General features: G+C 71.8%; 19 protein-coding genes and 1 pseudogene. 8 read left to right on the forward strand and 12 right to left on the reverse strand.

The window, feature by feature from the left end:
* Positions 1 to 33: 33 nt before the first annotated feature.
* From ABD120_RS15875 to ABD120_RS15905, 7 genes are read right to left on the reverse strand one after another with little or no spacing between them, the layout of a single operon-like run.
* Positions 34 to 534 carry a thioredoxin domain-containing protein gene (locus ABD120_RS15875; protein ID WP_343950648.1) on the reverse strand — a complete coding sequence of 167 codons (501 nt, stop codon included), beginning with the start codon at positions 532 to 534 and terminating at the stop codon, positions 34 to 36.
* Positions 535 to 579: 45 nt separating this feature from the next.
* Positions 580 to 2409: a hypothetical protein gene (locus ABD120_RS15880; RefSeq protein WP_343950649.1), complete on the reverse strand. Its 1830-nt coding sequence runs from the start codon at positions 2407 to 2409 to the stop codon at positions 580 to 582.
* The gene (locus ABD120_RS15885; RefSeq protein WP_343950650.1) at positions 2340 to 3521 is read right to left on the reverse strand and encodes an AfsR/SARP family transcriptional regulator; all 1182 of its coding nucleotides are present in this window, start codon (positions 3519 to 3521) and stop codon (positions 2340 to 2342) included. The genes ABD120_RS15880 and ABD120_RS15885 overlap by 70 nt, the downstream gene beginning before the upstream one ends.
* A gap of 18 nt (positions 3522 to 3539) precedes the next feature.
* Positions 3540 to 4967 carry a glycoside hydrolase family 3 protein gene (locus ABD120_RS15890; protein WP_343950651.1) on the reverse strand — a complete coding sequence of 476 codons (1428 nt, stop codon included), beginning with the start codon at positions 4965 to 4967 and terminating at the stop codon, positions 3540 to 3542.
* A 57-nt stretch (positions 4968 to 5024) separates the two neighbouring features.
* Positions 5025 to 5876, reverse strand: coding sequence for a carbohydrate ABC transporter permease (locus tag ABD120_RS15895; RefSeq protein ID WP_343950652.1), 852 nt, complete (start codon positions 5874 to 5876; stop codon positions 5025 to 5027).
* Positions 5873 to 6886: a carbohydrate ABC transporter permease gene (locus ABD120_RS15900; protein ID WP_343950653.1), complete on the reverse strand. Its 1014-nt coding sequence runs from the start codon at positions 6884 to 6886 to the stop codon at positions 5873 to 5875. The genes ABD120_RS15895 and ABD120_RS15900 overlap by 4 nt, the downstream gene beginning before the upstream one ends.
* A gap of 2 nt (positions 6887 to 6888) precedes the next feature.
* Positions 6889 to 8235: an extracellular solute-binding protein gene (locus ABD120_RS15905; RefSeq protein WP_343950654.1), complete on the reverse strand. Its 1347-nt coding sequence runs from the start codon at positions 8233 to 8235 to the stop codon at positions 6889 to 6891.
* Between the two features lie 174 nt (positions 8236 to 8409).
* Here ABD120_RS15905 and ABD120_RS15910 point away from each other — a divergent pair, with 174 nt between their 5' ends.
* The 5 genes from ABD120_RS15910 (at position 8410) to ABD120_RS15930 (ending at position 13392) form a co-directional block, all read left to right on the forward strand.
* Entirely contained in the window at positions 8410 to 9570 is a 1161-nt protein-coding gene (locus ABD120_RS15910; protein ID WP_343950655.1) for an ROK family transcriptional regulator, read from the forward strand.
* A 12-nt stretch (positions 9571 to 9582) separates the two neighbouring features.
* Positions 9583 to 10221, forward strand: a complete 639-nt coding sequence (locus ABD120_RS15915; protein WP_343950656.1) for a M15 family metallopeptidase — start codon at positions 9583 to 9585, stop codon at positions 10219 to 10221.
* Between the two features lie 175 nt (positions 10222 to 10396).
* The gene (locus ABD120_RS15920; protein WP_343950657.1) at positions 10397 to 11785 is read left to right on the forward strand and encodes a class I adenylate-forming enzyme family protein; all 1389 of its coding nucleotides are present in this window, start codon (positions 10397 to 10399) and stop codon (positions 11783 to 11785) included.
* Between the two features lie 60 nt (positions 11786 to 11845).
* Complete coding sequence (locus tag ABD120_RS15925; protein WP_343950658.1) at positions 11846 to 12475, forward strand: thiamine pyrophosphate-dependent enzyme; 630 nt, start codon at positions 11846 to 11848, stop codon at positions 12473 to 12475.
* Positions 12466 to 13392: a transketolase C-terminal domain-containing protein gene (locus ABD120_RS15930; protein WP_343950659.1), complete on the forward strand. Its 927-nt coding sequence runs from the start codon at positions 12466 to 12468 to the stop codon at positions 13390 to 13392. Before ABD120_RS15925 ends, ABD120_RS15930 begins: the two co-directional genes overlap by 10 nt.
* Before the next feature lie 25 nt (positions 13393 to 13417).
* Here the strand turns inward: ABD120_RS15930 and ABD120_RS15935 are convergent.
* A pseudogene (locus ABD120_RS15935) lies at positions 13418 to 13588 on the reverse strand (acyl carrier protein); the annotation flags it as partial.
* On the reverse strand, positions 13585 to 15204 hold the full coding sequence (locus tag ABD120_RS15940; protein WP_343950660.1) for a condensation domain-containing protein: 1620 nt from the start codon (positions 15202 to 15204) through the stop codon (positions 13585 to 13587). The gene ABD120_RS15940 and the pseudogene ABD120_RS15935, both read right to left, overlap by 4 nt.
* Positions 15205 to 15338: 134 nt before the next feature.
* Here ABD120_RS15940 and ABD120_RS15945 point away from each other — a divergent pair, with 134 nt between their 5' ends.
* Entirely contained in the window at positions 15339 to 16430 is a 1092-nt protein-coding gene (locus ABD120_RS15945) for a carboxylate-amine ligase (RefSeq protein WP_343950661.1), read from the forward strand.
* A 146-nt stretch (positions 16431 to 16576) separates the two neighbouring features.
* Here ABD120_RS15945 and ABD120_RS15950 read toward each other — a convergent pair whose 3' ends face one another.
* Together ABD120_RS15950 and ABD120_RS15955 are read right to left on the reverse strand one after the other, a co-directional pair.
* Positions 16577 to 18448 carry an alpha/beta fold hydrolase gene (locus ABD120_RS15950; RefSeq protein WP_343950662.1) on the reverse strand — a complete coding sequence of 624 codons (1872 nt, stop codon included), beginning with the start codon at positions 18446 to 18448 and terminating at the stop codon, positions 16577 to 16579.
* Between the two features lie 258 nt (positions 18449 to 18706).
* Positions 18707 to 23965 (reverse strand): Lhr family helicase, encoded by a 5259-nt coding sequence (locus ABD120_RS15955; RefSeq protein ID WP_343950663.1) that lies wholly within the window; start codon positions 23963 to 23965, stop codon positions 18707 to 18709.
* 88 nt (positions 23966 to 24053) lie between these two features.
* Here ABD120_RS15955 and ABD120_RS15960 point away from each other — a divergent pair, with 88 nt between their 5' ends.
* Positions 24054 to 24542 (forward strand): VOC family protein, encoded by a 489-nt coding sequence (locus tag ABD120_RS15960; protein ID WP_343950664.1) that lies wholly within the window; start codon positions 24054 to 24056, stop codon positions 24540 to 24542.
* Between the two features lie 387 nt (positions 24543 to 24929).
* Positions 24930 to 25124, forward strand: a complete 195-nt coding sequence (locus ABD120_RS15965; protein WP_343950665.1) for a DUF3046 domain-containing protein — start codon at positions 24930 to 24932, stop codon at positions 25122 to 25124.
* Here ABD120_RS15965 and ABD120_RS15970 read toward each other — a convergent pair.
* Complete coding sequence (locus ABD120_RS15970; RefSeq protein ID WP_343950666.1) at positions 25107 to 25385, reverse strand: hypothetical protein; 279 nt, start codon at positions 25383 to 25385, stop codon at positions 25107 to 25109. The genes ABD120_RS15965 and ABD120_RS15970 overlap by 18 nt on opposite strands.
* Between the last annotated feature and the right edge of the window lie 32 nt (positions 25386 to 25417).

Here is a 25417-nt window from a genome sequence, read left to right on the forward strand (position 1 = left end):
GGGCCAGGGCGGCGACGGCGGCCAGGCGTCCGCTCACGCGAGGGCGCCGAGGTCCAGCGCCGTGTCGGTGATCACACCGAACTCGTCGATCGCGCACAGCGTGGGGAAGGAGGAGATTCCGAACGCCTTGGCGACCACACCGTCGTGCCCCTCGACGACGACGGAGGCGAACGGGAGCAGGGACGTGACCATGGGGTGCTCGGTGTCACCGCCGACGACCACGGCGAGGACCGGGCGGCTCTGACGGGGCGCCGCCGCGACGAAGGCGGGCAGCCGCTCGCGGCAGGGACCGCAGCCGACGTCGAAGAAGGCCACGACCGCGCGGCCGAGGGTGATCGCCGAGACCTCCTCGCCCGTGACGGCCGTCGCCGTGAACGGCTGGACGGTGCTCCCGACCGTCGGCGCGGGCGGTCTGGCGGCCGAGGCCGCGTTCGCCGCCTGGGCGCGCAGGCGGCGGATGACTCCGAAGGTCAGCAGCAGGTTCAGCGCGCACAGCAGGCCGACCAGGACGACGGCGGCGACGAGGTAGCTCATGGTTGCCCTCCAGACAGACGGGTGGCCATCCTCCTCCGCCGCGCTTCACAAACGCCGCACAACCGGCGCGGTGCCGTGCAGCACGCGGGCCGCCGTGTCGGGGCGCCCGGCCGTGAGCAGCGCCTGCCCTTCGAGATAGCGGTAACCGGCCGACCTGGCCTCCGCCAGCGCCCATTCGGCGTGCGAGCGGGCCGGGCCGCGCTCGCCCAGCAGCAGCAGGCTCTCGGCGATCCCGATCTGCGTCCGCGTCCAGGCGTGGCGGTTGTCGCGCGAGAGGAACAGCGCCCGCTGGTGCAGCCGCAGCGCCGCCTCGGGGGAGTCCCGCCGCAGCGCGGCGGCCAGCGCGTTGTCGGCGTCGGCGACCATCCGGTTGTCGTTCAGCACGACCGCGAGGTCGTGGGCGCGGGCGGCGAGGGCGCGGGCCGTCCCGGACCGGCCGAGGCCGGTGTGGACGCCCGACATCACCGACAGCACCGCCACGACGCCGTGGATGTTGCCCATCTCCTCCCAGATCCGCCAGGCCCTGACCAACTGCTCCAGCGCCGTGACCAGCTCGCCCCGGTGGAGGGAGACCTCGCCCAGGTTGCCCAGCGCCATCGCCTCGCCGACGGTCGAGTTGCGCTCGCGTTCCAGGCGCAGCGCCTCGCCGAGCTGCTGCGCGGCGTGGCCGAAGGCGCCGAGACAGAAGTTGGCCAGGCCCAGGTTGCCGGTGTTGGAGATCACCCCGCGCAGCGAGCCGACCCGCCGGTGCACGTCGATGGCCTGCAGATAGCAGTCGGCGGCCGAGCGGGCCCGCCCGTGCGTCAGCAGCAGCGTGCCCAGCGTGCCGAGCGCCGCCGCCTCGTACGGCGACCACCGCGAGGCGCGGGCGTGCTCCAGCGCGGCACCGGCACGCTCCAGCGCGGTCCGGTGGTCGCCGCGCAGCCGGGCGTCCTCCGACAGCGAGCTGTACAGCATGGCCAGCGCGCGGTCGTCGCCCGCCGCCCGTGCGGCGGCCAGGCCGATCTCGCTCAGCCGGGCCCGGTCGGCGAACTGCAGCCGCAGGTGCCAGTAGCCGCGCAGCGCGTCCACGATCATCCAGCGGACCCGGCCGGCGCTGCGGTCGTTCTCGACGAAGGTCAGCAGGTTGGCGTACTCGGCCTCCAGCCACGCCAGCGCCTGCTCCTCGGAGGTGAAGGCGTCCCCGGGGTCGTCCGGCGCAGGCAGGTAGAGGAACTGGGGGATCGCCAGCGCGGCCGCGCTGCGCGCCCGCCGCTGGTACCAGTCGGCCAGCCGGTCGTAGACCCCGGAGTCCGGGTCCTCCTCGGCGTGCCGTTCGGCGGCGTAGCGTTTGACCAGGTCGTGCAGGGTGAACCGGTGCCGGCCGGCGGCCACGATCAGGTGGCCGGCCAGCATGGCGCGCAGGTGCGGACCGGTCTCGGCCGGGCTCAGCCCGGTGGCGGCGGCGAGGTTGTCGCGGCTGAAGTCGGCGCACGGCAGCCCGCCGAGCGTGCGGAAGAGCATCCGTGCCTCGGGCGCCAGCCGGTCGTAGGAGGCGTCGAAGGTGGAGCGCAGCGTGTGGAAGGGCGCGATGCCCGCGTCCAGGGCGTCGATCGAGGCGGGCGGCGGCTCGCTCAGTTCGAGCTGGGCGGCCGCCAGGCGTAACGCCAGCGGCAGCCGGTCGCAGCGCTCGATCAGCTCCTCCGGCGCTTCGCCGGTGACCGCCAGCAGCAGCTCCCGCGCCTCCTCCCTGGTCATCACCTGCACGGGCAGCCGCCGCACCCCGTGCAATGCCACCGCCGTGTCCAGGCGGTTCCTGCTGGTGATCAGCGCCTGGCACGGGTCCGGCGGCAGCAGCGGCAGCACCTGCTCGTCGTCCGCGGCGTTGTCGAGCACGACCAGCACCCGGCGCCCCGCCAGCAGCTGCGATAGAGGACCGCCGCCTCGTCCACGGAGCCGGGGATCTGCTCGTACGGCATCCCGAACGCCCGCAGGAACCTGGTCAGCGCCTCGTACGGCGACATCGGCGTCGAACAGGGCGTATAGCCGCGCAGGTCCAGATGGAGCTGGCCGTCGGGGAACCGGGCGGCGGCGCGGGCGGCCCACCGTACGGCGAGAGCGGTCTTGCCCACCCCGCCCATGCCGGTCAGCGCGTACCAGGGGGAAGGCCAGGGCCGCTCCAGCGCGGCGAGCAGCGCGCGGCGGCCGACGAAGTCGGGCAGCGGAGCCGGGAGCTGGCGCGGGACCGGCATCGCGGGCGGCGGCTCGGCCGCCTCGGCGTTCTCCCGCAGGATCTTCTCGTGGAGGTCGCGCAGCTCCTGGCCGGGCGAGACGCCCAGCTCACGGTCCAGGACCCGGGCGACGCTCTGGTAGGTGTCGAGCGCCTCGGCGGTGCGCCCGGCCAGGTGGCAGGCGTGCACAAGGTGGGCCCAGCCGCGTTCGCGCAGCGGATGACGGCCGGTGAACTCGCGCAGCGCCGGGATCAGCTCGTTGTGGCGGCCCAGCGCCAGCGCGGCGGCCGTCGCGTCCTCGAAGGCCGCCAGCCGCAGCTCCTCCAGCCGGATCCGGTCGGGCTGCAACCACTCCGGCAGCACCAGCCCGTCGAGCAGGTCGCCGCGCCACAGCGCCATCGCCGCCGTGAGCTGCCGGTCGGCCTCGCCGAGACGGCCCTCGGCCAGGGCTCTGCGGCCGAGGGCCGCCATCCGCTCGAAGGCGGCCGCGTCGTAGTCGAGGCCGTCCGGGTCGAGCAGATAGCCGTCGCCGTAGGTGAGGATGGGCGCCCCGGCGAAGCGGCGCAGGTGGGAGATGTACGACTGCAGGTTGGCGCGGGCCGAGCTGGGCTGCGCGTCCTCCCAGAGGGTCTCCAGGAGCTGGTCGGTGGTGATCGGGGAGCCTGCGCGCAGCAGCAGGATCGCGAGCAGCAGGCGGGCCTTGCGCCGGCTGGGCACAAGGACCCGCCCGCCGGGGTCACGTACTTCAAGTGGGCCGAGAACCTTGAACTCGGGCACGGGACCTCCCAGCTCGGATCAGGCGGTAAGCAGCTCCACGGCGGCCTGGGCGTTGGCGCGGGCCGCACCGTAGGTCGCCAGGTACACGGCGCCGTTCGGCCGCCAGATCGGCAGGCCCATCTCCACGACGACCGTGTCCGGACGCGCCGCCACCACCGCCGAGACCAGTTCCCGGCTGCCTGGGTAGCGGTGCGCGTCCTTGACCACCACCACGAGGGAGCGGCCGTCGGCCTGGGCCAGCAGCGCCGCCGGGTCGGCCTCCTCCGGCTTGACCCGTACGGTCTCCGCACCCGGCAGCGCGAGCCCCCACGGCACCTCGCCCACGGCGATCGTCGGCGGCGTGTCCACCTCGACGACGAACGGGTCGACCAGCGGCGCGGCCGAGCCGGACAGCCGGACCGCCCGCCTGGCGGCGTCGAGTCCCACCCGGCCGGGTTCGAGCCCGCAGGCCGGGCCGGAGCCGAACCAGGCGCGCAGTTCGGCGACGCGGGCCGCCGCGTCCTCCAGGCGGGAGACGGGCAGGCGGCCGTCGCGGGTGGCGGCGACGATCTCGTCGATGACCCGCGTGATGTCCTCGTGCGCGGGCTCCGGGCCCAGGCACAGCAGGTCGGATCCGGCGGCCAGGGTCCTGACCGCGCCGCCCGCCAGGCCGTACCCCTCGGTGATGGCGTGCATGTCGAGGGCGTCGGTGACGACGACGCCCGAGTAGCCGAGTTCCTCCCGCAGCAGCGTCGTGAGCGCGGCGGGGGAGAGCGTGGCGGGGGTGGCGCCCGTGAGTACGGGCACCGCCACGTGCGCGGTCATGATGGACTTCGCGCCCGCCGCGATCGCGGCGCGGAACGGCACCAGTTCGCGTTCGCGCAGGAGGTCGAGGGTGACGTCCACGACGGGGAGCGCCAGGTGGGAGTCCACCCGGGTGGCCCCGTGACCGGGGAAGTGTTTGACGCAGGCCGCCACGTTCACCGACTGGAGCCCCTCGACGGCGGCGACGGTGTGCCTGGCGACCAGGGCCGCGTCGTTGCCGAAGGAGCGGGTGCCGATGACGGGGTTGTCGTCGGCGGTGTTGACGTCGGCGTCCGGCGCCATGTCGAGGTTGATGCCGCAGGTGGCCAGTTCGGCGCCGATGGCCCGGTAGACGCGGCGGGTGAGGTCGGTGTCGTCCACGGCGCCGAGCGCGGCGTTGCCCGGGTAGGGGCTGCCGACGTGGTAGGCGAGGCGGGTGACGTCGCCGCCCTCCTCATCCAGCGAGATGACGGCTTCCCCCGCCGACTTCAGCTGGGCGGTGAGCGCGCTCACCTGGTCCGAGGATTCGACGTTGAAGCCGAAGAGAGTGACGCCGCCGAGCCCGTCGGCCAGCTCGCGGAGCACCCAGGAGGGCGCTGTGGTGCCCTGGAACGCGGCCAGCAGCGTTCCCGCTGCGAGGCGGCGTAGCCCCCGATCAGTCATGATTTTTCCCATCAGTAAGTACGGCTTGCGCCCGCGCAAGCCGTACGAAACCGCGGACTAGCCCTTGACCGCGCCGGCCACCAGTCCGGAGACCATGCGGCGCTGGACCAGGAGGAAGAAGATGATGACCGGGATGGTCATCAGCGTCGAGGTGGCCATGATGCCGCCCCAGTCGGTGCCCCGCTGGCCGAAGAAGAACTGCACGGCCACGGGCATGGTGTAGCCGGTGGACTCCCTCATCAGCGTGAAGGCGAAGATGAACTCGTTCCACGTGGTGATGAAGGAGAAGATGCTGGTGGCCACCAGACCGGGGGCGACCAGCGGGAAGAGCACCTTCCAGAACGTGGTGAAGCGCGAGGCGCCGTCGATCCACGCGGCCTCCTCGAGTTCCTTCGGCACGGCCGCCACGAAGGTGCGCAGCATCCAGATGCCGAAGGGCAGGGTCAGCCCGACGTTCACCACGACGAGGCCGAACAACTGGTCGTACAGGCCCAGCCGCTGCAGATTCAGGAACAGCGGGATCAGCAGCGCCTCGGCCGGGACCATCTGGGCCACGAGGAGCAGGATGAGGAACGGCACCCGGCCCTTGAACCTGAAGCGGGCCACGGCGGTCGCCGCGAGCAGGGAGAAGACGGCGCCGATGGTCACGGTGACCACGGCGACGATCACGCTGTTCTTCAGGTAGACCCAGATGGAGTTGCCCGCCACGCCCTTGTCGAAGACGCGCTCGACGTGGTCGAGGGTGGGCTCGGTCGGGAACGGGATGAAGTCGGTGGTGAAGATCTGGTTGTTGCTCTTGAACGCGGTCGCGACCATCCAGTAGACGGGGAAGACCGCCGCGAGGAAGACCACCACGCCCGCTGTGTTGAGCGCAATGGTGGTGAGCTTGCGCCTGGTGAGCGGGTTCATCGGATGTCCTCCTGCTTGATGATCTGGCGCACGTAGACGAACGTGACGACCAGCAGGATCAGGGTCAGGAGCACGGCGATCGCGGCGCCTGAGCCCATCTTGGGCGGGCTGCGGAACGCCTCGGAGTAGGCGTACATGGACAGGTTGAAGGCGTCACGGTTGGTGGTGCCGCCCGCGAGGATGAACAACTGGTTGAAGACCTTGAAGTCCCAGATGACCGACAGCACCAGCAGGACCGCGAAGACCGGCTTGAGCAGCGGGAAGGTGATCTTCCTGAAGGTGCGGAACCCGGTGGAGCCGTCCACCTTCGCCGCCTCGTACAGCTCGCTCGGGATGCTCTTGAGCCCGGCCAGCACGGAGACCGCGATGAAGGGGAATGACTGCCAGACGACGGCGATCGTGAGGATGGTGTAGATCGACAGGGTGTCGTTCAGCCACGGTACGGCGGTCCAGTCGGACCTGCCGAACAGGGCCTGCGAGAGCCCGTCGGGCAGGAGGTTGAGGAACCAGTTGATGATGCCGGCGTCGGCGTCGGCGAGCCAGCGCCAGATGACGCCGACCGCGACCGGGGGCACCGCCCAGGCCGCCATGCAGCCGATGATCACCAGCTTGGACATCTTCTTGCCCAGGCGCTGGATCAGCAGGCCGACGAGGGTGCCCGCGACCAGCGTGAGCGTGACGGCGAACAGCGCGAAGATCACCGTGTTGCGCAGCGCCGACCAGAACAGGTCGTTGTCCAGGATCGCCTCGTAGTTGCCGAGGCCGACGGACTCGGGGGTGGTACCCCGGCGGATCTCGCGCAGGCCCACCTTCTGGGTGGACATCACGATCATCTGGAACAGCGGGTAGAGCAGCAGCCCGGCGATGATCACCAGGCCCGGAAGCAGCAGCGCGTAGGGCACGAACCAGGCGGGCAGCCCCTTGCGGGGGCGGCGCTCCTGCTTGCGGCGCCGCCCCGAGGCGGGGGACTGGTCCCCGCCTCGGGTATCGGGGGACGTCTTGATCGTCATGGTTACTGGTTGAGGATCTCTTCGAGTTCCTTGTTGGCGTCGGCGAGGGCGGTGTCGACGTTCTTCTTGCCCTCGATGACGGCCCTGGCGGCGTTCTGGACGACGGCCTTGGTCTCGCTGGCCTCGTTCCAGTTGGCGTCGTTCGGGAAGCCTCGGGCGTGGGAGAAGGCGTTGGCGAAGGCCGAGGTGGCGGGGTCTTCCGCGACCTTCTTCAGTCCTTCGGCGTAGTACGGCAGCAGGCCGCCTTCGACGGCGTAGCGGGTGCCGAACTCCTTGCCGGCGGCCAGGGCCACGAACGCCTTGGCGACCTCGGGCTCCTTGGAGTCCTTCCAGACGGCGATGTCGTTGCCGCCCTGGAAGGCGGGGGCGGGCTGGCCGTCCTTGCCGGGGATGGTGAAGAAGCCCATCTGGCTGTCCTTCATCTTGCCCTTGCTCTCCTCCTTGATGGTGGCGATGTCCCACGGAGCCGTGATGTACATGCCGACCTTGCCGTTGGAGAAGCGGGCCCGGATGCCGTCGGTGGCGAGGTTGAGCCGCGACTTGGCGCTGACGGCGTGCTTGCCCACCAGGTCGGTGTAGAAGGTGAAACCTTCCTTGAAGGCGGGGTCGGTCAGCTTGCCGACCCACTTGTCGCCTTCCTTGACGGCGAAGTCGCCGCCGGCCGACCACACGAAGGGCGACAGCGAGTAGTTGGCGTCGGTGCCGCCCACGAAGGCGAAGCCGTCGACGTCCTTGCCCTTGGACTCGGTGATCTTCTTGGCGGCGGCCACCATCTCGTCCCAGTTCTTGGGCTCTTCGAGCTTGAGCTCCTTGAACCAGTCCTTGCGGTAGAGCACGGCGCGGGTGCCGCCGCCCCACGGGGAGGCGTAGATCTCGCCGTCCACGGTCTCGTAGCCCCAGAGGTTCTGCGGGATCTCCGCGAAGTCGGGGGTGGCCTTGATGATGTCGGTGATCGGCAGGAGGGCGTCCTGCGACTGCCATTCCAGGACCTGGGTGTTACCGATCTCGGTGACGTCGGGGCCCTCGCCGCCCGCGGCGGCGGTCGTCCACTTGTCGTTGATCGCGGTCCACGGAATCCACTCGACCTTGACGTCCGCGCCGGTATCGGTCTTGAACTTGGCGGTCAGGTCGGCCATGTACTTGTTGGCCGGTTCGTTCGGGTCGCCGAGGCGCCAGACGGTGATCGTCTTGCCGGCGAACTTCGGACCGGAGGGTGCAGCTGATTCGGAGCCCGCGGCGGACGGGGCGGCACTCTCACCGGCTCCGGTGCTACCGGAGCCACAAGCGGCCAGTCCCAGTGCGAGAGCGGCTGTGGTCACCGAGGTGACCGTGATCTTCGAGATCCTCACGGGGGTTCTCCCTTCCCGGCTTAAAACGCGTCGGGGTTGCGCTCATAGGGGGTGCCGGCCCAACGGTCCGCACCTTCGCTGATCGTCAGTCGGAGTGACTGCTGCTAAACTAACAAGAAACTTTCTTAAAAGAAACAACCCGTTAGCCGATCGTGACGAGAGGGGGGCCGATCTGTGGCCCAGGGCCCGGGCACGCCGCGACTTCTGCGCAGGTTGAACGATCGCAGCGCACTCGAACTCCTCCTATCCGATGGTCCACTGACCAGGGCCGAGTTGGGAGAACTGACCGGGCTGTCCAAGGTAACCGCCGGTCAGCTGCTGGCTCGCCTGGAAGAGCGCGGGCTGGTCGAGGTGACCGGCGAGCGGGCCGGCGGGCGGGGGCCGAATGCCGCGCTCTACAGCGTGGTTCCCTCCAGTGCATATGTCGCAGGGCTGGACATTCTTCCCGAAAGTATCACCGTTGGTGTGGCGGACATCACAGGCAGGATCGTCGTCGAGGTCACAGTTGACCCACTTGATGGTAAAGATCCTGTCAAAGCCGTACAAAACGCCGTGCAGCGGGCCTGCGCCACCGCCTCCATCGACCTCACCCAACTCCGGGCGTTCGTCATAGGGACCAGGGGCGTCGTCGACCCGCGTACGGGTGACGTGCGCTTCTCCTACGACCTGCCCGCCTGGCACGTCGGAGTGCTGGCCAGCCTGCGCCGCACGCTGGGCGGCTCGGTGACGATAGAGAACGACGTCAACCTCGTCGCGCTGGCCGAGTACCGCTACGGCGCGGCCGCCGGTCAGGACGACTTCGCCGTCATCTGGGCGGGCGTCGGCCAGGGCCTGGGCGTCATGCTCGGCGGACGCCTCCACCGGGGCATCACCGGTGGCGCGGGGGAGATCGGCTGGCTGCCGGTGCCGGGCGAACCGCTGCCCGCCGACGTCAACCAGCCGCAGTCGGGCTCCTTCCAGCGCCTGGTCGGCCAGGAGGCGCTGGCCGGGCTGGCCGACGCCTACGGCGTCCCCGGCCGCAGCGTCCCCGACCAGATCCGCAACGCCCTGGCCAGGGGTACGGAGAGTTACCTCGACGAGGTCGCCGCCCGGCTGGCCGTCGGGGTGGCGGCCGTCTCCGTCGTGCTCGACCCCGGCCTGGTGGTGCTCAGCGGCGACGTCGGCAAGGTCGGCGGCGAGCGGCTGGCGGGCAAGGTCGAGCAGGCCGTGGCCCGCATCTGCCCGAGCCGCCCGACCGTCGTCAGCACCACTGTGGCGGGCAACCCGATACTGCGCGGAGCGCTCGTGGCCGCTCTCGACCAGGCCCGTGAACAGGTCTTCTCCGATACCGTGTGACAATGGCCTGTCATGCGGGACATCGTGCTGATCTCTGACCCCCGGGTGCGCGCCATCCCGGTCGCCGACTCCGGCGAGCCGCTGGCCGAGGTGAAGGGGCGGTTGCGGCTCGACTCCCGCATGGCCGACCCCGAGGGGGCCTACGCCCGGCTGCGCTCCGGGCTGCTGGAGCGTTTGGAACGTGCCGAGCGATCGCTGCCAGACGGCTTCCACCTCCTCGTCGTCGAGGGCTACCGGCCGATCGCGGCCCAGCGCTCGATCTTCGAGGAGTACTCCGCCCGGCTGCGGGAGGAGTTCCCGCACCTGTCGCCCGCCCAGGTCGCCGTGGCGGCCAGCCGGTTCGTCTCGCCCGTCGAGGTCGCCCCGCACACCGCCGGAGCCGCCGTCGATCTGACGCTCTGCGCGCCGGACGGCACCGAGTACGACATGGGTACCGAGGTCAACGCCACCCCCGAGCAGAGCGACGGCGCCTGCTACACCGAGGCGGCCGGCATCTCCGGCCAGGCGCGTGAGCACCGTCGGATCCTCGGTGCGGCCCTGGAATCGGCGGGGCTGGTCAACTATCCGACCGAGTGGTGGCACTGGTCGTACGGCGACCGCTACTGGGCCCTGGCGACCGGCGCGTCCAAGGCCATCTACGGCCCGGTGTAGTCAGGGTCGCGGTCGGCTCGGCTGACTGGCTCCTGTCAAGGTTTCCGCAGCTCGGAGCGGGAGCCGGTGAGGGTTGCGGGCTGCTTCGCGGGCGTGCGAGACTGAAGCCGAAATTAATAGGAAAGTTTATTGTCGGTTGCTTCGCGGCGTTTGTCCCGAACGGGGGTCTCCCCGGGTGAACCTGACCCTTTCCCGCTTGCTCGCCGCCCGCGCCCACACCGAGCCGGGCCAGACCGCACTCGTCGTACACGGTCGCAGCACGCTCACCTTCGGCGACTGGACACGCAGGGCCGACACCGTGGCCGCCGGGCTCCTCGCCCGGGGCCTGCGCCCGGGAGACCGGGTCGGCCTGCGCTTCTCCGCCGCCGAATGGGGCGACTACGCCGTCGCCTTCATGGGAGTGCTGCGCGCGGGGGCGGTCGCGGTGCCGCTGTCGGACCGGTCCACGCCGGCCGACCTCGACGGGCTCCTGCGCGACTGCCGGGCGGCGGGGCTGTTGCACGGCGCCGGGCCGTTACCGGGCGCCGGGCCGTACGAGGGCGGATGGCCGCTGGCGGAGACCACCGCCACCCCCACCGACCTGCCGGACGTACGGCCCGGCGCCCCCGCGCAGATCCTCTACACCCCCGGCGCCGAAGGGGTGCTCGCCACCCACGCCGGCCTGGCCCACGGCCTCGGCGGCGGAAGGCGCCCTTTCCCCCACTCCCGGCACCTGGCCCACGCCTTCCCGATCGGCACCGGCGCCGGTCAGAGCATGCTGACCGCCGCCGTCGACGCCAGACCGGCCGTGGTCACGCTCCCGCGCTTCACCCCCGGCCGGTTCGCCGCACTCATCGAGACCTACCGGGCGGGGACCGTCTTCGTCGTGCCGTCCATGGCCGTCGAACTGCTCGACGCCGGGGTGCACGACCGGCACGACCTGTCGAGCGTGCTCCTGCTCGGCTCGGTGGCCGCCCCGCTGCCCGGTCCGATCGCGCGGCGCCTCACCAGGGCCTTCCCCAGCGCGGCGATCACCAACTACTACGCCTCCGCCCAGGCTGCCGCCGTCCAGACGATCATGCTGTTCGACCCCGAGCGGCCGGGCAGCGTCGGGCGGGCCGTGGCGGGCGGCGGTGTGCGCGTCACCGCGCCGGACGGCACCCCGGCCGCACCGGGGGAGACCGGCGAGGTCTGGACGCGCACACCCGCCTGCGACCGCTGGGTCCGCATGGGCGACCTGGGCCACCTGGACGAGGAGGGCTACCTCTTCCTGGTGGACCGGGACGGCGACGTGGTCGAGTCCGGCGCGTTCAAGGTCTCCACCCTGCGCGTCGAGGCGGTCGTCCACACCCACCCCGCCGTCGCGGAGGCCGCCGTCGTCGGCGTGCCCCACCCCGTGCTGGGCCGTGTGCTCGCCGCCGTCGTCGTCACCCGCGAACCCCTGTCGGCGGCGGACCTGCGGTTGTTCCTGAAGGACCGGCTCGCCCCGCACGAACTGCCCGCCCACGTGCGAACCGTCGAGGCCCTGCCTCGCGGACGGGGCGGCAAGGTCGACAAGCGTCAACTCATGGGAGCGTTCAGATGATCGAGGCTGCGCCCGCCCGGCGGCACCCGGTGCCGTCCGGCGTGATGGGGACGGTCGGCCGTGCGGACTGACGACCTCCCGCCGTACTTCGGGCTCACCCTGCCGGAGCCGTCCGGCGGCGCCACGCACACCTGCCTGCCCGCCGCCCTCGGGCCGCTGCTGTGCGAGGGCGATCACGTGTTCGGTTCCCGGCGGGACTTCGGCGGCCGGCTCACCGAGTTCACGGGCAGGCGGCACCGGTGCCGGGAGGGCTGCCCGTCCGCCGGCGTACCGGGACGGAGCCTGCCCGTGGCCGCCGGGGTCGCACTGCACCTGAAGCGGACCGACCCGGGGCGGCTCGTCTGCGTCCACCTCGGCGCCGGCGTCTGGGGGGAGAACGCCGTCCACCAGGCGCTCGACCTGGCCGTGCGGTGGGAGTTGCCGCTGCTGGTGGTCGTCGCGCAGTCCACACCGGCCGAGCGGCCCCCGGCCGGCGGCGTCGACCACGTGCGGCTCACCGCCACCGGCCCCGACGAGATCGGGGACGCCCTCGGCGACCGCGTCCGCGGAGTGCGCGGCGGGCGCCCGCTGGTCGCCGAGTTCGACGCCCACCCCGGCCGCCGGGTCGGCACGCTCCGCGAGCCCGGCCTGCTCGCGCGGGCGCGTACCGAGACCGTCGGACGAGAGGTGGGCGCCCGATCATGCGCGTGATCGAGAACCTCAACCGCGCGCTGCACGGCCTGCTCGCCGACGACTCGCGCGCCTACCTGCTCGGCGAGGACGTCGCCGACCCGTACGGCGGAGCCTTCAAGGCCACCCGGGGCCTTGCCACCCGCTTCCCCGAGCGGGTGCTCAGCACCCCGATCAGCGAGGACGGCATCACCGGCGTCGCCACCGGGCTCGCCCTGGCCGGCGACACCGCCATCGTCGAGATCACGTACGGCGACTTCCTCGCCCTCGGCCAGTTGAGCGACTTCGCCGTGTACGGCAGGCCGCTGCCGCTGCGCCTGATCGTGCGCTGCCCCATGGGCGGCGGCAGAGGCTACGGCCCCGGCCTGCAGACGCACGTCATCGGCATGCCCGGCCTGTCGCTGTACGAGATGTCGCCCTTCCACGACAACGCCGCCGTGCTGGCCGCGATGCTGTCCAGGGGCGAGCCCGGCGTCCTGTTCGAGGACAGGATCCTCTACACCCGGCAGATGCACCACGCCGACCGGCCGTTCCGCGTCCGGATGGACGGCGAACTCGCCGTGGTCGACGTGGACGACCGGCCGGACGTCACCGTCATCGCCCCCGGCGGCGTCGTGCACCGGGCACTGACCGCCATGCGGTCGCTGCTGACGGAGCGGGGGATCTCCTGCCGCCTGCTGGTGCCGTCACGGCTGTTCCCCCTGGACCTGGGTGCGCTGGTCCCGCACCTGGGCGCGGTCGTGGTCGTCGCCGAGGAACGCACGCCCGGGGGCACCTGGGGGAGCGAGGTCGCCCACCTGCTGCGGCGGCCGGTCACCGCCGCCGTGCGCCCGGAAGGCCGGGCGCCGCTCCAGGAGTCCGGCATCCGGCACGCCGTCCTGGAGGCCCTCCGAGGTACGGAGCACGCCGCGAGCACCGGGTCAGCAGGAAGGCGGTGAGCCGGTCGAGGTCGTCCTGCTCGGTCACGTCCATCTCGACGCCGAACTCCGCCTCGACGGCGTCCATCAGCCGCGTCCGGCCGATCGAGGTCAGGCCGAGCGCGCTGAGCGGCACCTCCGCCGCCAGTGCCTCCTCGGCCGTGACGGCGTGGTCCGAGGCCTCGGCGACCAACTGGGCCAGCCTCTCCTTGATCATGTCAGCTCCCTCGCGAGGCGCTCGGCCCCCTCGTCGGACAACCGGCCGAGCTCGGCCACCAGCAGTTCCTCGACCACCCGGGCCACCGCCTCGACCGTCGGGCCGGTGAACAGCGCGCGCACGGGCACCTCCACCTCGACCGCCGCCCGCAGCCGCGACACCACCCGCACCGCCGACAGCGAGTGGCCGCCCAGGGCGAAGAAGTCGTCGAGCGCACCCACGCGCTCCCGGTCGAGCACCTCGCCGTACACCTCCGCGACCAGAGCCTCCACGGCGCCGCGCGGGGCCACGTAACCGGCCGCCGCCCTCGGCCTCGGCAGGGCGGGCCGGCCGCCGGGCGTCGGCACCAGGTCGGCGTCCGTGTGGCCGGGCGGCTGCGCCGCCGTGTCCTTCCGCTCGGGCTCGGTGTCCGTCAGCGGTTCGCCGGTGGTCAGCAGCGACACGTACTGCGCGGCCATACGCTCTGCCGTCTCCCGGTCGAACAGCTCTTCGCTGTAGATCATCACGCCCAGCAGGCCGCCATCGTCCTTCGGGTGCAGGTCGAGGGTCAGATCGTGGCGGGCGGGGTGCCAGCCGTGCGCGAACGGCTCGGCCGCGAGGCCGGGCAGCGGGTCGGCGGCGTCCCGGTGGGTGTGCAGGGCGAACAGGCTCTGGAAGAGCGGCGTCCTGCTGAGGTCGCGTTCGAGGCGCAGGGCGGCGATGAGGCGGTCCACGGGCGCGTCCGGTCGCGCCAGCGTCTCCCGTACGTTCTCGCGGGTGCGGCGCAGTACCTCCGAGAAGTCCGGATCGCCCGACAGGTCGCACCTGAGCACCGTGGTGGTGGACAGGCAGCCGATCGCCCGCTCCAGCTCGGGCGCACCGCGTCCGGCCGACGGGAGGCCCACGCAGAAGTCGAACTGCCCGCTGTGCGCCGACAGCAGGAGCTGGTAGGCGGCGAACAGCACCGTGAACGGCGTGCACCCGGCCGTGCGCGCCCGCTCGGCCACGGCCGCCACCAGCGCCGGCGGGAGGTCGAAACGCACCTCGCCGCCCGCCGTCCCCCGTACGGCCGGGCGCGGCCGGTCGGTCGCGAGGTCGAGGGCCGGGGTGCCGGACAGTCGCTCGGTCCACCAGGTGAGGTCGGGGTCGCGCCGGGGCTCCGGCCGGGGCGCGGGCACCGGCGGCGGCTCGCCCGCGTAGCAGGCGGCGACCTCCTCCCGCAGCACCCTCAGCGACCACTCGTCGGCGCTGATGAGGTGGACGACCACGACCAGTACGTGGTCGTCCGGGGCGAGTTCGATGAGGCTCACCCGGAACGGGGGCGCCTGCGCGAGGTTGAAGGCGGTGTTGGTACGGCAGGCGGCCAGCCGGGCGGCCTCCTCCACGCCCGCCGCCCGCAGGCGTTCCACCGTGAGGCGGCCGGGCGGTTCGACGACGGCCTCGGGGACGCCCCGCCCGTTGTCCGGGTAGCGGGTGCGCAGGGCCGGGTGCCTGGCCTCGATCCGGGCGAAGGCCGCGCTCAGCCGCGCGGGGTCGAGAGTTCCGCGTAATCGGTGGCTGTAGCAGCGGTTGTGGGAGGGATCGTGCGAGTCGAGGCGATGGAGAAACCAGAGCCGTTCCTGGGCTGAGGAGAGCACCGGAAAGTCCCTCTTTTAGGAAAGTTTCCTATTAATTTGGGAGTATCCCAGGCTCCGCGCGGATCGACAAGCCTGACCGAGGAGTAACTCACCGAGCGCGTTCCTCTGGGTGAGGGAACGGGAACAAACCGTACGTGACTCCCCTCATCGGGATCGAGGAGGAGTACCTCATCGTCGATCCCCACACCCGGCACGTGTCCCCCCGCGCGGCCGATGTGCTGGCCGCCGCGACGGACGTCCTCGGCGAGGACGTCGCCCATGAGATCACCCGCTTCCAGATCGAGGCGCGCACCCCGCCCTCCGCCGACCTCACCGCCCTCGGCGCCCGCCTGCGCACCGCCCGCCGCGAGGTCGCCCGCGCCGCCCGCCGGTGCGGGCTGTCCGTCGTCGCCAGCGGCATCCCCGTCCTCGGCGACGTCGTGCCCGCGCCGCTCAGCGACGACGCCCGCTACGAGCAGGGGCGCGTCCTCTACCGCGCGCTCCAGGACGAGATCAGCATCTGCGCGCTGCACGTCCACGTCGACGTCCCCGACGAGGAACACGCCGTGTACGTCGGCAACCACCTGCGCCCCTGGCTGCCCGCCCTCATCGCGCTCGCCGCCAACTCACCGTTCTTCGTCGGCCGCGACACCGGGTACGCGTCCTGGCGGGTGATCAGCTGGAGCCGGTGGCCGGTCTCGGGGGCGCCGCCGTACTTCGGCAGCTTCCAGGACTACGAGCGGGCCGTCGGCACGCTCTCGCAGAGCGGCGCGCTCATGGACGCCAGAACCGTCTTCTGGGACGCGCGGCCCTCCCCCAAACTGCCCACCGTCGAGGTACGGGTCGCCGACGTGCCGCTCGACGTCAACGACAGCCTCACGATCATCGGGCTGATCAGGGGGCTCGTCGTCACCGCACTGGCCGCCGTCGCGCGCGGCGACCGTGGGGTGCCGGTGCCGTCCGAACTGCTGCGGGCCGCCTACTGGCGCGCCGCCCGCGACGGGCTGGAGGGCGACAGCCTCGACGTCGTCGCCGGGACGCTGGTGCCCGCGCCGGTCATGGCCGGACGGCTGCTCGACCACGTCCGGCCCGCCGTGGCCGAGGCCGGTGATCTCCCCTTCGTCGCCGAAGGGCTGGCCCGGCTGGTCAGCCGGGGATCCGGCGCGGTACGGCAGCGCCGGGTACACGCCCGAGGCCACGACCTGGCCGACGTCGTCGACGACCTCATCGTCGCCACCGTGGCCTGAGAGCGCCGCCCGTCGCCGCCGCCCGTCGCCCGTCGCCGCCGCCCGCCGCCCGCCGCCCGTCGCCGTCGTCGTCGTCCGGCTCCGCTGTCGTCGTCCGTCGCCGCCGCCTGATTGACCGCGTCCGCCGACGGCGTCGTCGGGCCCGGTCAGAAGCGGACGCCGTCGAAGGTGCCGGACACCGATGGTTCCGTGGTGAACGGCTGCCACGTCAACGTCACCCGGTGGGTGCGCCCACCGGTCTCGGCGGCAAGCGTGGCGGTGGCGCGGCCCCCGGCCGTGAGCGTGATCGGGCCGCTGACCCGCAGATCGCGCACGAACCGGGCCCCGTCCAGGCTGATGTCCTGACCGAAGATGACCTGGCCCCCGCGCAGCCCCGGCTCGCTTGTCATCCGGTAGTAGAGGATGTTGGGGTTCCGGCGTGAAGCGGCGTCGGCCGCCGTGGCGATGGTCGCCGCGAGCACCCGCCGCTGACCGGCGTCGAGGATGCGGGTCGGGTGCGCCGCCGTGCCCGAGAGCCGCCGGTGATCGGCGTCAAGGGTATGGGCCGGGTGCGCAGTCGTGCCCGGCAGCCGCCGGTGATCGGCGTCGAGGATGCGGGCCGGGTACGGTGCCACGTCCGAGAGCTGCTGCGGATAGGCGCCGACCGCACGGTAGTTCTCGCCGCTGCACCGCTGCCCGTCCACCCGCTTGGTGGTCAGGAACGTACGCAGCAGGCCGCGTGCGCAGTCGCCCACCGGACCTGGGTGCCGGGTGATCGCATGCGGTGCGAACGGCACCCGCAGGACGGTCGCGTTCGGAAAGGCACGCATGGACCGCGCCACCTCGGCCGGAGGATTGACGTCCATGTCGCCTGCCACCACCATGACCGGAATGTCGGGCAGCGCCCGCGCGGGCGGACGCGGCGGGCTGTGCCTCGGCGTCGGCCAGTTGACGCACCATTCCGCGGCGGCGATGTCGGTGGCGGTCGTCAGGTCGCTGATCCGATAGGGCTCCATCGGGCGTACCCGATCGTGGTAGCGCTGGGCCTGCTCCTCCCGCTCGGCCTTCGCCGCGAACCGGTCGAACGGCGCGTTCGCGTCGCCGCAGCGGTAGGCCAGGTATCCGCCGGGGTCCGGGTGATGGCCAGGCGGACTCGTCTTGGCGAACACCTTCGCCAGTCGGCGCAGCGGGGCCGGGTCGCCGCGTAGATAGGCGTTCGCCGCCGCGACCAGTTCCCTGCCGATCACCGGGTCCTCCGCTGTGGTCATCTGGAAGGTCTGGAAGATCGTCACCTCAGGGTCGGGCCGCTCCCGCAGCCGCTCCACCAACCGGGTCCAGGTGCCCGACGGGCTGCCCGGCAGCGCGTCGCATGCCTTTGACGGCTTGCAAGCGGCGTCGAGGGCGTGGAGCTTTTCGATCTTCTTCCCCCAGGCCGCGTAGCCGTCCTCGTCGATGAGCATCGCGCTGTCCAGGAACATGGCGTCCAGGCTGTCCGGATGGTAGGCCGCGTACGCCTGCGCGAACATGGTCCCGTACGAGTTGCCGTAATAACTCACCTTGCCCAGCCCGAGCGCCCGCCGGATGGCGTCGAGATCGTGTGAGGCCTGGTCGGCGGTGAAGAACGCGCCGCGCGGACCCACGGTCTTCGCACATGCGGCGACTGTCTCCGACTGGAAGAAATCAACCCCTTCGCACCGCAGCGGTGAGGACTTCCCCATCCCACGCGGATCCATGATCAGCAGGTTCTTCTGCTGCAGCACCGGTCCGAGATGTCCCTTGATCTCGGCCTCGAACGGCAGGGCCGGCAGCGGCCCGCCCATGTTGCCCACCACCGTCCCGCCGGCCTTCTCGGCCGGAATCCAGACGAAGGCGACGGAGATCCGCTCGGAGTCGGTGTTTCCCCAGTCGAGAGGGACTTCGATGGTGCCTTCACAGCGGGTGGTGGCACTCGCGCACTCGTGGAGTCCGTCCGGTGGGGTGGCAGGCGCACCGGGCAGCAGCCCTGCCGCGAGCACGAGCCCCATGGCTTTGGTGATCATGCCCTTCAGTCTCGTCATCGAAATCCGCGCAATCCTCGCCCCTCAGGAGGATCCCCCTCTGGGAGCCTGCTCCCAGACCCGCCGCCGACCAGCACGGAACACTGGCCAGCACGGAACACTGGCCAGCACGGAACACTGGCCAGCACGGAACGCCCGTCAGCACGGAACGCCGGTCAGCACCTGACGCTGGCCAGCACGGAACACTGGCCAGTGCCGAGCGCCGGTCAGCACGGAACGCCCGTCAGCACCTGACGCCCGTCAGGCGCGCAACCGAAGCCCTCGCGGCGTCGGATGGAAACCCGCGGCCTCCAGCGCCGCAGCCAGTGGAGACTCGGTGATGGAGGTTCCATCGGCTCGCTCGACCGTGAGCTTCCCGAGAGCCCCTTCTCGGACGGCCAACGCCAACGCGTCCACGGACGGCTGCAACCGTTCGTCGTCGACGAAGGACAGCAGCGTCTTCCCGCCTCGCTCGACGTACAACGCCAGATGCCCGTCCACTATCACCACCAGCGCACCGGCCTTCCGCCCAGGCTTGTGCCCCACTTCGCCGGGACGTCCAGGCCATGGCAGTGCCGCGCCGTACGGATTGGCCGGATCCGCCGCCGCCAGCACAACAACCCGACTTTCCGCCCTCTCCCGCCCGAACCCGGGACCCTCGCCGGCGCCAAAGCCCGCCATAGCGCTGCTACCAGGGCCTACTACGCCGTAGGCGCCGGAACCTCCGCCGTCGCCGGCATCGGCGACCTCGGCACCTGTGCCTTTACCTCCGTCCTCATCGGCGCCGATGACCTCGGCATCCGTGACTTCACCCCTGTCGCCGTTGGCGTCGACGACCTCGGCGTTCTTGCCTTTACCCCCGGCGTTGAGGGCTCTGTTGCCCACGCTGACGCCCTCACCTTCCGCGCCCGGCTCCCGGGTATCTCCACGGGAGTCCTCGTCCACGGCACCGTGTGTCCCGGTACCCCGATCAGAGTCCCCGCCTTCGGCGCCGGGGGCCCAGGGCGGGGGAGCGGACAGTGGACGCGGTGAAGCGGCGCGCATGCGGTCGACCGCGCCCGGAAGGGCGAACTGGGCGCCGCCCAGCCCTTCGACGAAGTACCCGCGACGGCAGCGCCCGCTCTCCTCGAAGGCCCGCAGAACCTGATAGACAGGCGTGAAACCCCCCGGCAGACGTTCGGAGGTGACCGCGCCTCTGGTCAGGACGCCGTGCCGTTCGAGCAGCACCTCGGCCTGTGCCTGGGCCCGCTGTGTGGCGTCGGCGGCCGGTGCGGGCAGGAGCCACCAGCGCCCGCCGACCGTCGGCGGTCCGCTGCGCGTCGGAAGCACCGCCCGCCGTCGCCGCGTCGAGGCGGGACGATGGGCGGGCCGACCGCTCCCGAGCGTGGCACGCAACGGCGCCATGGTGTCACCGGTGACCCGTCCGGACCACACGAGGTCCCAGAGCGCGGTGGCCAGAACGGTGTCGTCGAGCGAGCCGATCTGGTCGGACAGTCCCCGGAAGAACACCGCCCCACCACCGCCGAGAGCCTCAAGGATCTGCTCGTGGAGCGGGGTGAACGTGATGTCCGCCGGTTCGGGCATCAGGAGGGGCGCGGTGTCGGAGTAATACAGCGAGACCCAGCCGTCCCCACCCGGCAGTGAACCCTGCCCGGTCCAGATGACCTCGCCGGAGGAGGTCAGCTCATCGAGCAGCGCGGGCTGGTATCCGGGCACCCGCGCGGGCAGCACCAGCGTCTCCAGCGCGGACGCGGGCACCGCCGCCCCCTGAAGCTGTTCGAGCGCACGCACCAGCGAGTCCATGGCCCGCGCCGCCCCGGACCGGGCGTGACCTCCACCGGCACCGCCGCCCGAGCCGTACACACCGGAGCCCTGATCACCGCCGCCATACCCGCCCACGCCACCACGAGCGCCACCGCCACCAGCGCCGAGCCCACCCCCGTAAAACACACCCTCGCGAACCCCACGCTCATGGACCCCGTCATCGGCACCCGGCCCACCCCCGTGAACCCCACCCCCGGCACTGAGGCCACCTCCGTGAACCCCACCCCCGGTACCGAGCCCACCCCCGTAACCCTCGCCACGGGCACCGAGCTCGTCACTGGCACCTCCACCACCGGCACCGAGCTCGTCACTGGCACCTCGGGCACCGAGCCGCCCGCTGTCGGCGCTCCACGCGCCGCCCAGGCCACGTCGGCTGGCGCCGGGCCGGCTTCCGGGTCTGCGGAGGGAGGTCATGGAGACACCCGCGATGCCATGCCAAACCGGCAGGAACCGGGCGAGGGTCTCAGGCGTGACCGGTTCGACCTCCTTGCGGAGCCGGGCCAGCGACCGCCGCCGCAGCAACCGCAGCACCCCCGCGTCACACCACTCCTCACCCCGCCCACCAGGCCGGAACTCGCCGCTGACCACCCGGCCGGGACCGGCCAGCCGCCGCAGCGCGTCCGTGACGACCGCCACCCCCAGCCCGAACCGCGCCGCGACCGTTCCCGCGTGGAAGGGCCCGCGGGTACGGGCGTGCCTGGCCACGAGGTCGGCCAGCGGATCGGCGACGGGTTCGAGGAAGACATGTGGTACGCCGACGGGCAACGGCACGCCGAGCGCGTCACGCACCCGCGCGGCGTCCTCCACCGCCACCCACTGCTCCTCGCCCGCGATCCTGACCGCGATGGCCCGCCGCGCCGCCACGAGTTCGGCCAGCCACCCGGGATCGCCCCCGCGTACGCTCACGTCGGCCGCCAGCAGCGGCCCGTGGGAACGCAGCAGGTCGGAGAGGTCCTCGGCATCGCGCAGCGGCCGATCGAGCCGGGCCAGCTCGCGCTCGGCGTCGGCGATCACGTCGGGGTCGAGCAGTTCGCGCAGGTCGGCCTGGCCGAGCAGTTCGGCCAGCAGCGAGGTGTCGAGCGCCAGCGCCTGCGCCCGCCGCTCGGCCAGCGGCGCGTCGCCCTCGTACATGAACGCGCCCACGTAGTGGAACAGCAGCGACGCCGCGAACGGCGACGCCTGCGAGGTCTCCACCTCGACGATCCGCACCCTTCGCGCGGCGATGTCGCGCATCAGCTCCACCAGCCCCGGTACGTCGAAGACGTCCTGCAGGCACTCGCGCATCGTCTCCAGGACGATCGGGAACGAGGAGTACCGGCTGGCCACACCCAGCAGGTGGGCGGCGCGCTGCCGCTGCTGCCACAGCGGGCTGCGCCTGCCGGGCGTACGGCGGGGCAGCAGCAGCGCCCGGCCCGCGCACTCGCGGAAGCGCGCGGCGAACAGCGCGGAACCGCCGAGTTCCTCGGTGACGATCTGCTCGATCTCCTCGGCGTCGAAGGCGGCCACGTCGGAGGGCGGCTCGGCGAGGGTGTCGGGGATGCGCAGCACGATGCCGTCGTCGGAGTGCACGGCCTGCACGTCGACGCCGTAGCGTTCGCGCAGCCGCCGGTTGATCGCGAGCGCCCACGGGGCGTGCACCCGCGCGCCGTAGGGGGAGTGGATGACCACGCGCCAGTCCCCGAGTTCGTCGTGGAAGCGCTCGACGAGCAGGGTGCGGTCGTCGGGGACGTAGCCGGTGGCCTCCCGCTGCTCGGCGAGGTAGGCGAGCAGATTGCCCGAGGCGTACTCGTCGAACCCCGCAGCTCTGATGCGCGTGTCGTCGGGGGCGCGCAGGAACTCGCCGATCGCCCGGCCCAGCTCGGCGGGTCTGCCGGGGGTGTCTCCGTGCCAGAAGGGCAGTTTGCCCGGTTGGCCGGGCGCGGGAGAGACGAGGACGCGGTCTGCGGTGATGTCCTCGATGCGCCAGGATGTCGCGCCGAGGACGAAGACGTCGCCGACGCGTGACTCGTACACCATCTCCTCGTCGAGCTCGCCCACCCGGGAGGCTTTCTCGCCGACGAGGAAGACGCCGAACAGGCCGCGGTCGGGGATGGTTCCGCCGCTGGTCACGGCCAGCCGCTGCGCGCCGGGGCGGCCCTTGAGGGTGCCGGTGACGCGGTCCCACACCACGCGCGGGCGCAACTCGGCGAACTCCTCGCTGGGGTAGCGGCCGGCGAGCATGTCGAGCGTCGCCTCCAGCGCCGTGCGGGGGAGCGTGGCGTAGGGGGCGGCCCGCCGTACGAGGGACTCGAGTTCGTCGACCGTCCACTCGTCGAGCGCGGTCATCGCCACGATCTGCTGAGCCAGCACGTCGAGGGGATTACGCGGATAGCGCATCTCCTCGATCTGGCCCGACTTCATGCGCTCGGCGACGACGGCCGTCTGCACGAGGTCGCCCCGGTACTTCGGGAAGATCACGCCCTTGGAGACCGCGCCCACCTGATGGCCCGCGCGGCCGATGCGCTGCAGGCCGCTGGCCACGCTCGGCGGCGACTCGACGCAGGCGACGAGGTCGACCGCGCCCATGTCGATGCCCAGCTCCAGGCTGGAGGTGGCGACGACGGCGGGCAGCCGGCCCGATTTCAGCGCCTCCTCGATCTGGGAGCGTTCCTCCTTGGATACCGACCCGTGGTGGGCGCGGACGATCTCGGGGACGGCCCCCTTGCTCGCCCCCGCCTGCGCCATCAGATCGGCGGGCATCCGGGCGGGACCGTCGAAGGCGGCCAGATCGACCGGTCGCGGTTCGCGCTCGTAGGCCAGTTCGTTGAGCCGGGTGCACAGCCGCTCGGCCAGGCGCCGCGAGTTGGCGAAGACGATCGTGGAACGATGGGCCTCGATCAGGTCGTACAGCCGGTCCTCGACATGCGGCCAGATCGACCGGTTCGCCGGTTCGGCGAGGTCGTCGTGCGGCTCGGCGGGACGTGACCCGGTCTCCGTCATGTCCTCGACGGGGACGACGACCTCGACCTCGATCCGCTTGTCGGAAGGCGGCTGGACCACCGCCGCGGGCCGCGCGCCGCCCAGGAACGCCGCCACCTCGCTCACCGGCCGCACCGTGGCAGACAGGCCGACGCGCTGGGCGGGCCGGTCGAGCAGGGCGTCGAGCCGCTCCAGGCTGAGCGCCAGGTGCGCGCCGCGCTTGGTGGCCGCCACCGCGTGCACCTCGTCGACGATCACCGTACGTACGCTCGCGAGCGTCTCGCGCGCCTGGCTGGTGAGCAGTAGATAAAGGGACTCGGGGGTGGTGATGAGGATGTCGGACGGTTTGGCCGCGAAGCGCCTGCGATCCTCGGCAGGGGTGTCGCCGGAGCGGATCGACACCGTGATCTCGGGAACCGGCAGGCCGAGGCGGCGGGCCGTCTGCTTCATGCCCGCGAGCGGCGCACGCAGGTTGCGCTCGACGTCGACCGCCAGCGCCTTCAGCGGCGAGACGTAGACGACCTTGGTGCCCTTGACCGGCTCCGGTTCGGCGGCGAGGTGGTCGAGCGACCACAGGAACGCCGCGAGGGTCTTGCCGGACCCGGTCGGCGCGACCACCAGCGTGTTGTCGCCGCGCGCGATCGAGGCCCACGCGCCCTCCTGGGCGGCTGTGGGGGCGGCGAAGGCGCCGGTGAACCATTGCCTGGTCGTCGTGGTGAAGTGGTCGAGCGAGCTCACGGATTCATAGTGCCTCGCCGTACCGACAGAATCGGCATCGGCCCCTCACCGCGAGGTTGAGCGGCGTGTGAGCGGACATACAGCGACTGTGACCATCGATTACGCGGCCATCGAGGCTCGCAGGGCGGACATCAGAGACAGATACCTGTTAGCGCACCGGCCCTCCAGCAGCGCTCGCGGCCTCCACCACTTCGCCCTGCTGTCGTCGGACGTGGAACGGACCGTCCGCTTCTACCAGGAGCTCCTGGAGTTCCCGCTCACGGAGATCTTCGAGAACCGCGACTACAAGGGCTCCAGCCACTTCTTCTTCGACATCGGCAACGGCAACCTGCTGGCCTTCTTCGACTTCCCCGGCCTGGACCTCGGACCCTACAGGGAAGTGCTCGGCGGGTTGCACCACATCGCCGTCTCCGTCGATCCCGCCACCTGGGAGCGGCTGCGCGGGAAACTGGAGACGGCCGGCGTGCCGCACCAGGTGGAAAGCGGCGCCTCCGTCTATTTCAGGGACCCCGACGGCGCCCGGCTGGAGCTGCTCGCCGACCCTCTCGGAGAGATGTACGGCTCGCGAGTGCTGTGACTCTCGGCGTTCGCCACGGCGAACCGCAGCGGACGTCCGGTGACCTTCAGTGACCGCTCGGCGGCACGCAGGGCCGGATCAGGGCCGATCAGTACCGGTCCGGCCGCTCGGTGTTGCTCAGCGGATTGCTCAGCGATCGCTCAGCGGCGTGATGCGCGGCGCGTGTGCGGGCGGCCTGCGCGGGGCTGCTCCCGCAGGCCCGAGTGCCGCTCCGAGCGTTCCGCCTTCTCCTGGCGGACGGTCTCGCGCATCAACGCCAGGACATGGCGGCGCCTTGCCCTGTTGCTACGTTTCTTGGCTGAGGTGGGGGGTTTGGCTGACGAAGACTTGGTGGTCTTTGGCATGTGCGTGTCCTACCCACCTCCGCGCCGGTTCCATACTTGGGTCATGCGTCTGACCGAGTTCTGGAGAAGGATGCGCGCCCATTTCGGTGACGCGTACGCGGAGTCGTGGGCGCAGGACTACGTGCTCTCGCCCCTGGGCGGGCGCACGGTCGTGCAGGCGCTGGCGGACGGCGACAGCGCGAAGTCGGTCTGGCGGGCCGTCTGCCAGGTGGAGAACGTCTCAGCCAAGCTCCACTGAGACGCCCAGCGTCTCGCGGAGCGCCCTGAGGGTTCCCTCCAGATCGTCCGCGCTGCCCTGGCCGCGCGGTGACCACAGGAACAGCCAGCCCCGGTGCGCCGGGGTGGCGAAGATGATCGTCTGTCTGCCCGTGCGCGGGTGCCATGCCCACAGCACCGGATCGTCATCGCCCACCATGCGTCCCACCAGCCCGTGTTTGGGCAGAAGCCCGGCCAGGGCCTCCAGATGGGTACGTCGTTCACCGGTGTACGCGCCTGTCACGTCGCCGCCCTTCGACCGTTGCTCTCAGGATC

Source organism: Nonomuraea longicatena (assembly GCF_039525605.1).
GTDB classification, from domain to species: domain Bacteria; phylum Actinomycetota; class Actinomycetes; order Streptosporangiales; family Streptosporangiaceae; genus Nonomuraea; species Nonomuraea longicatena.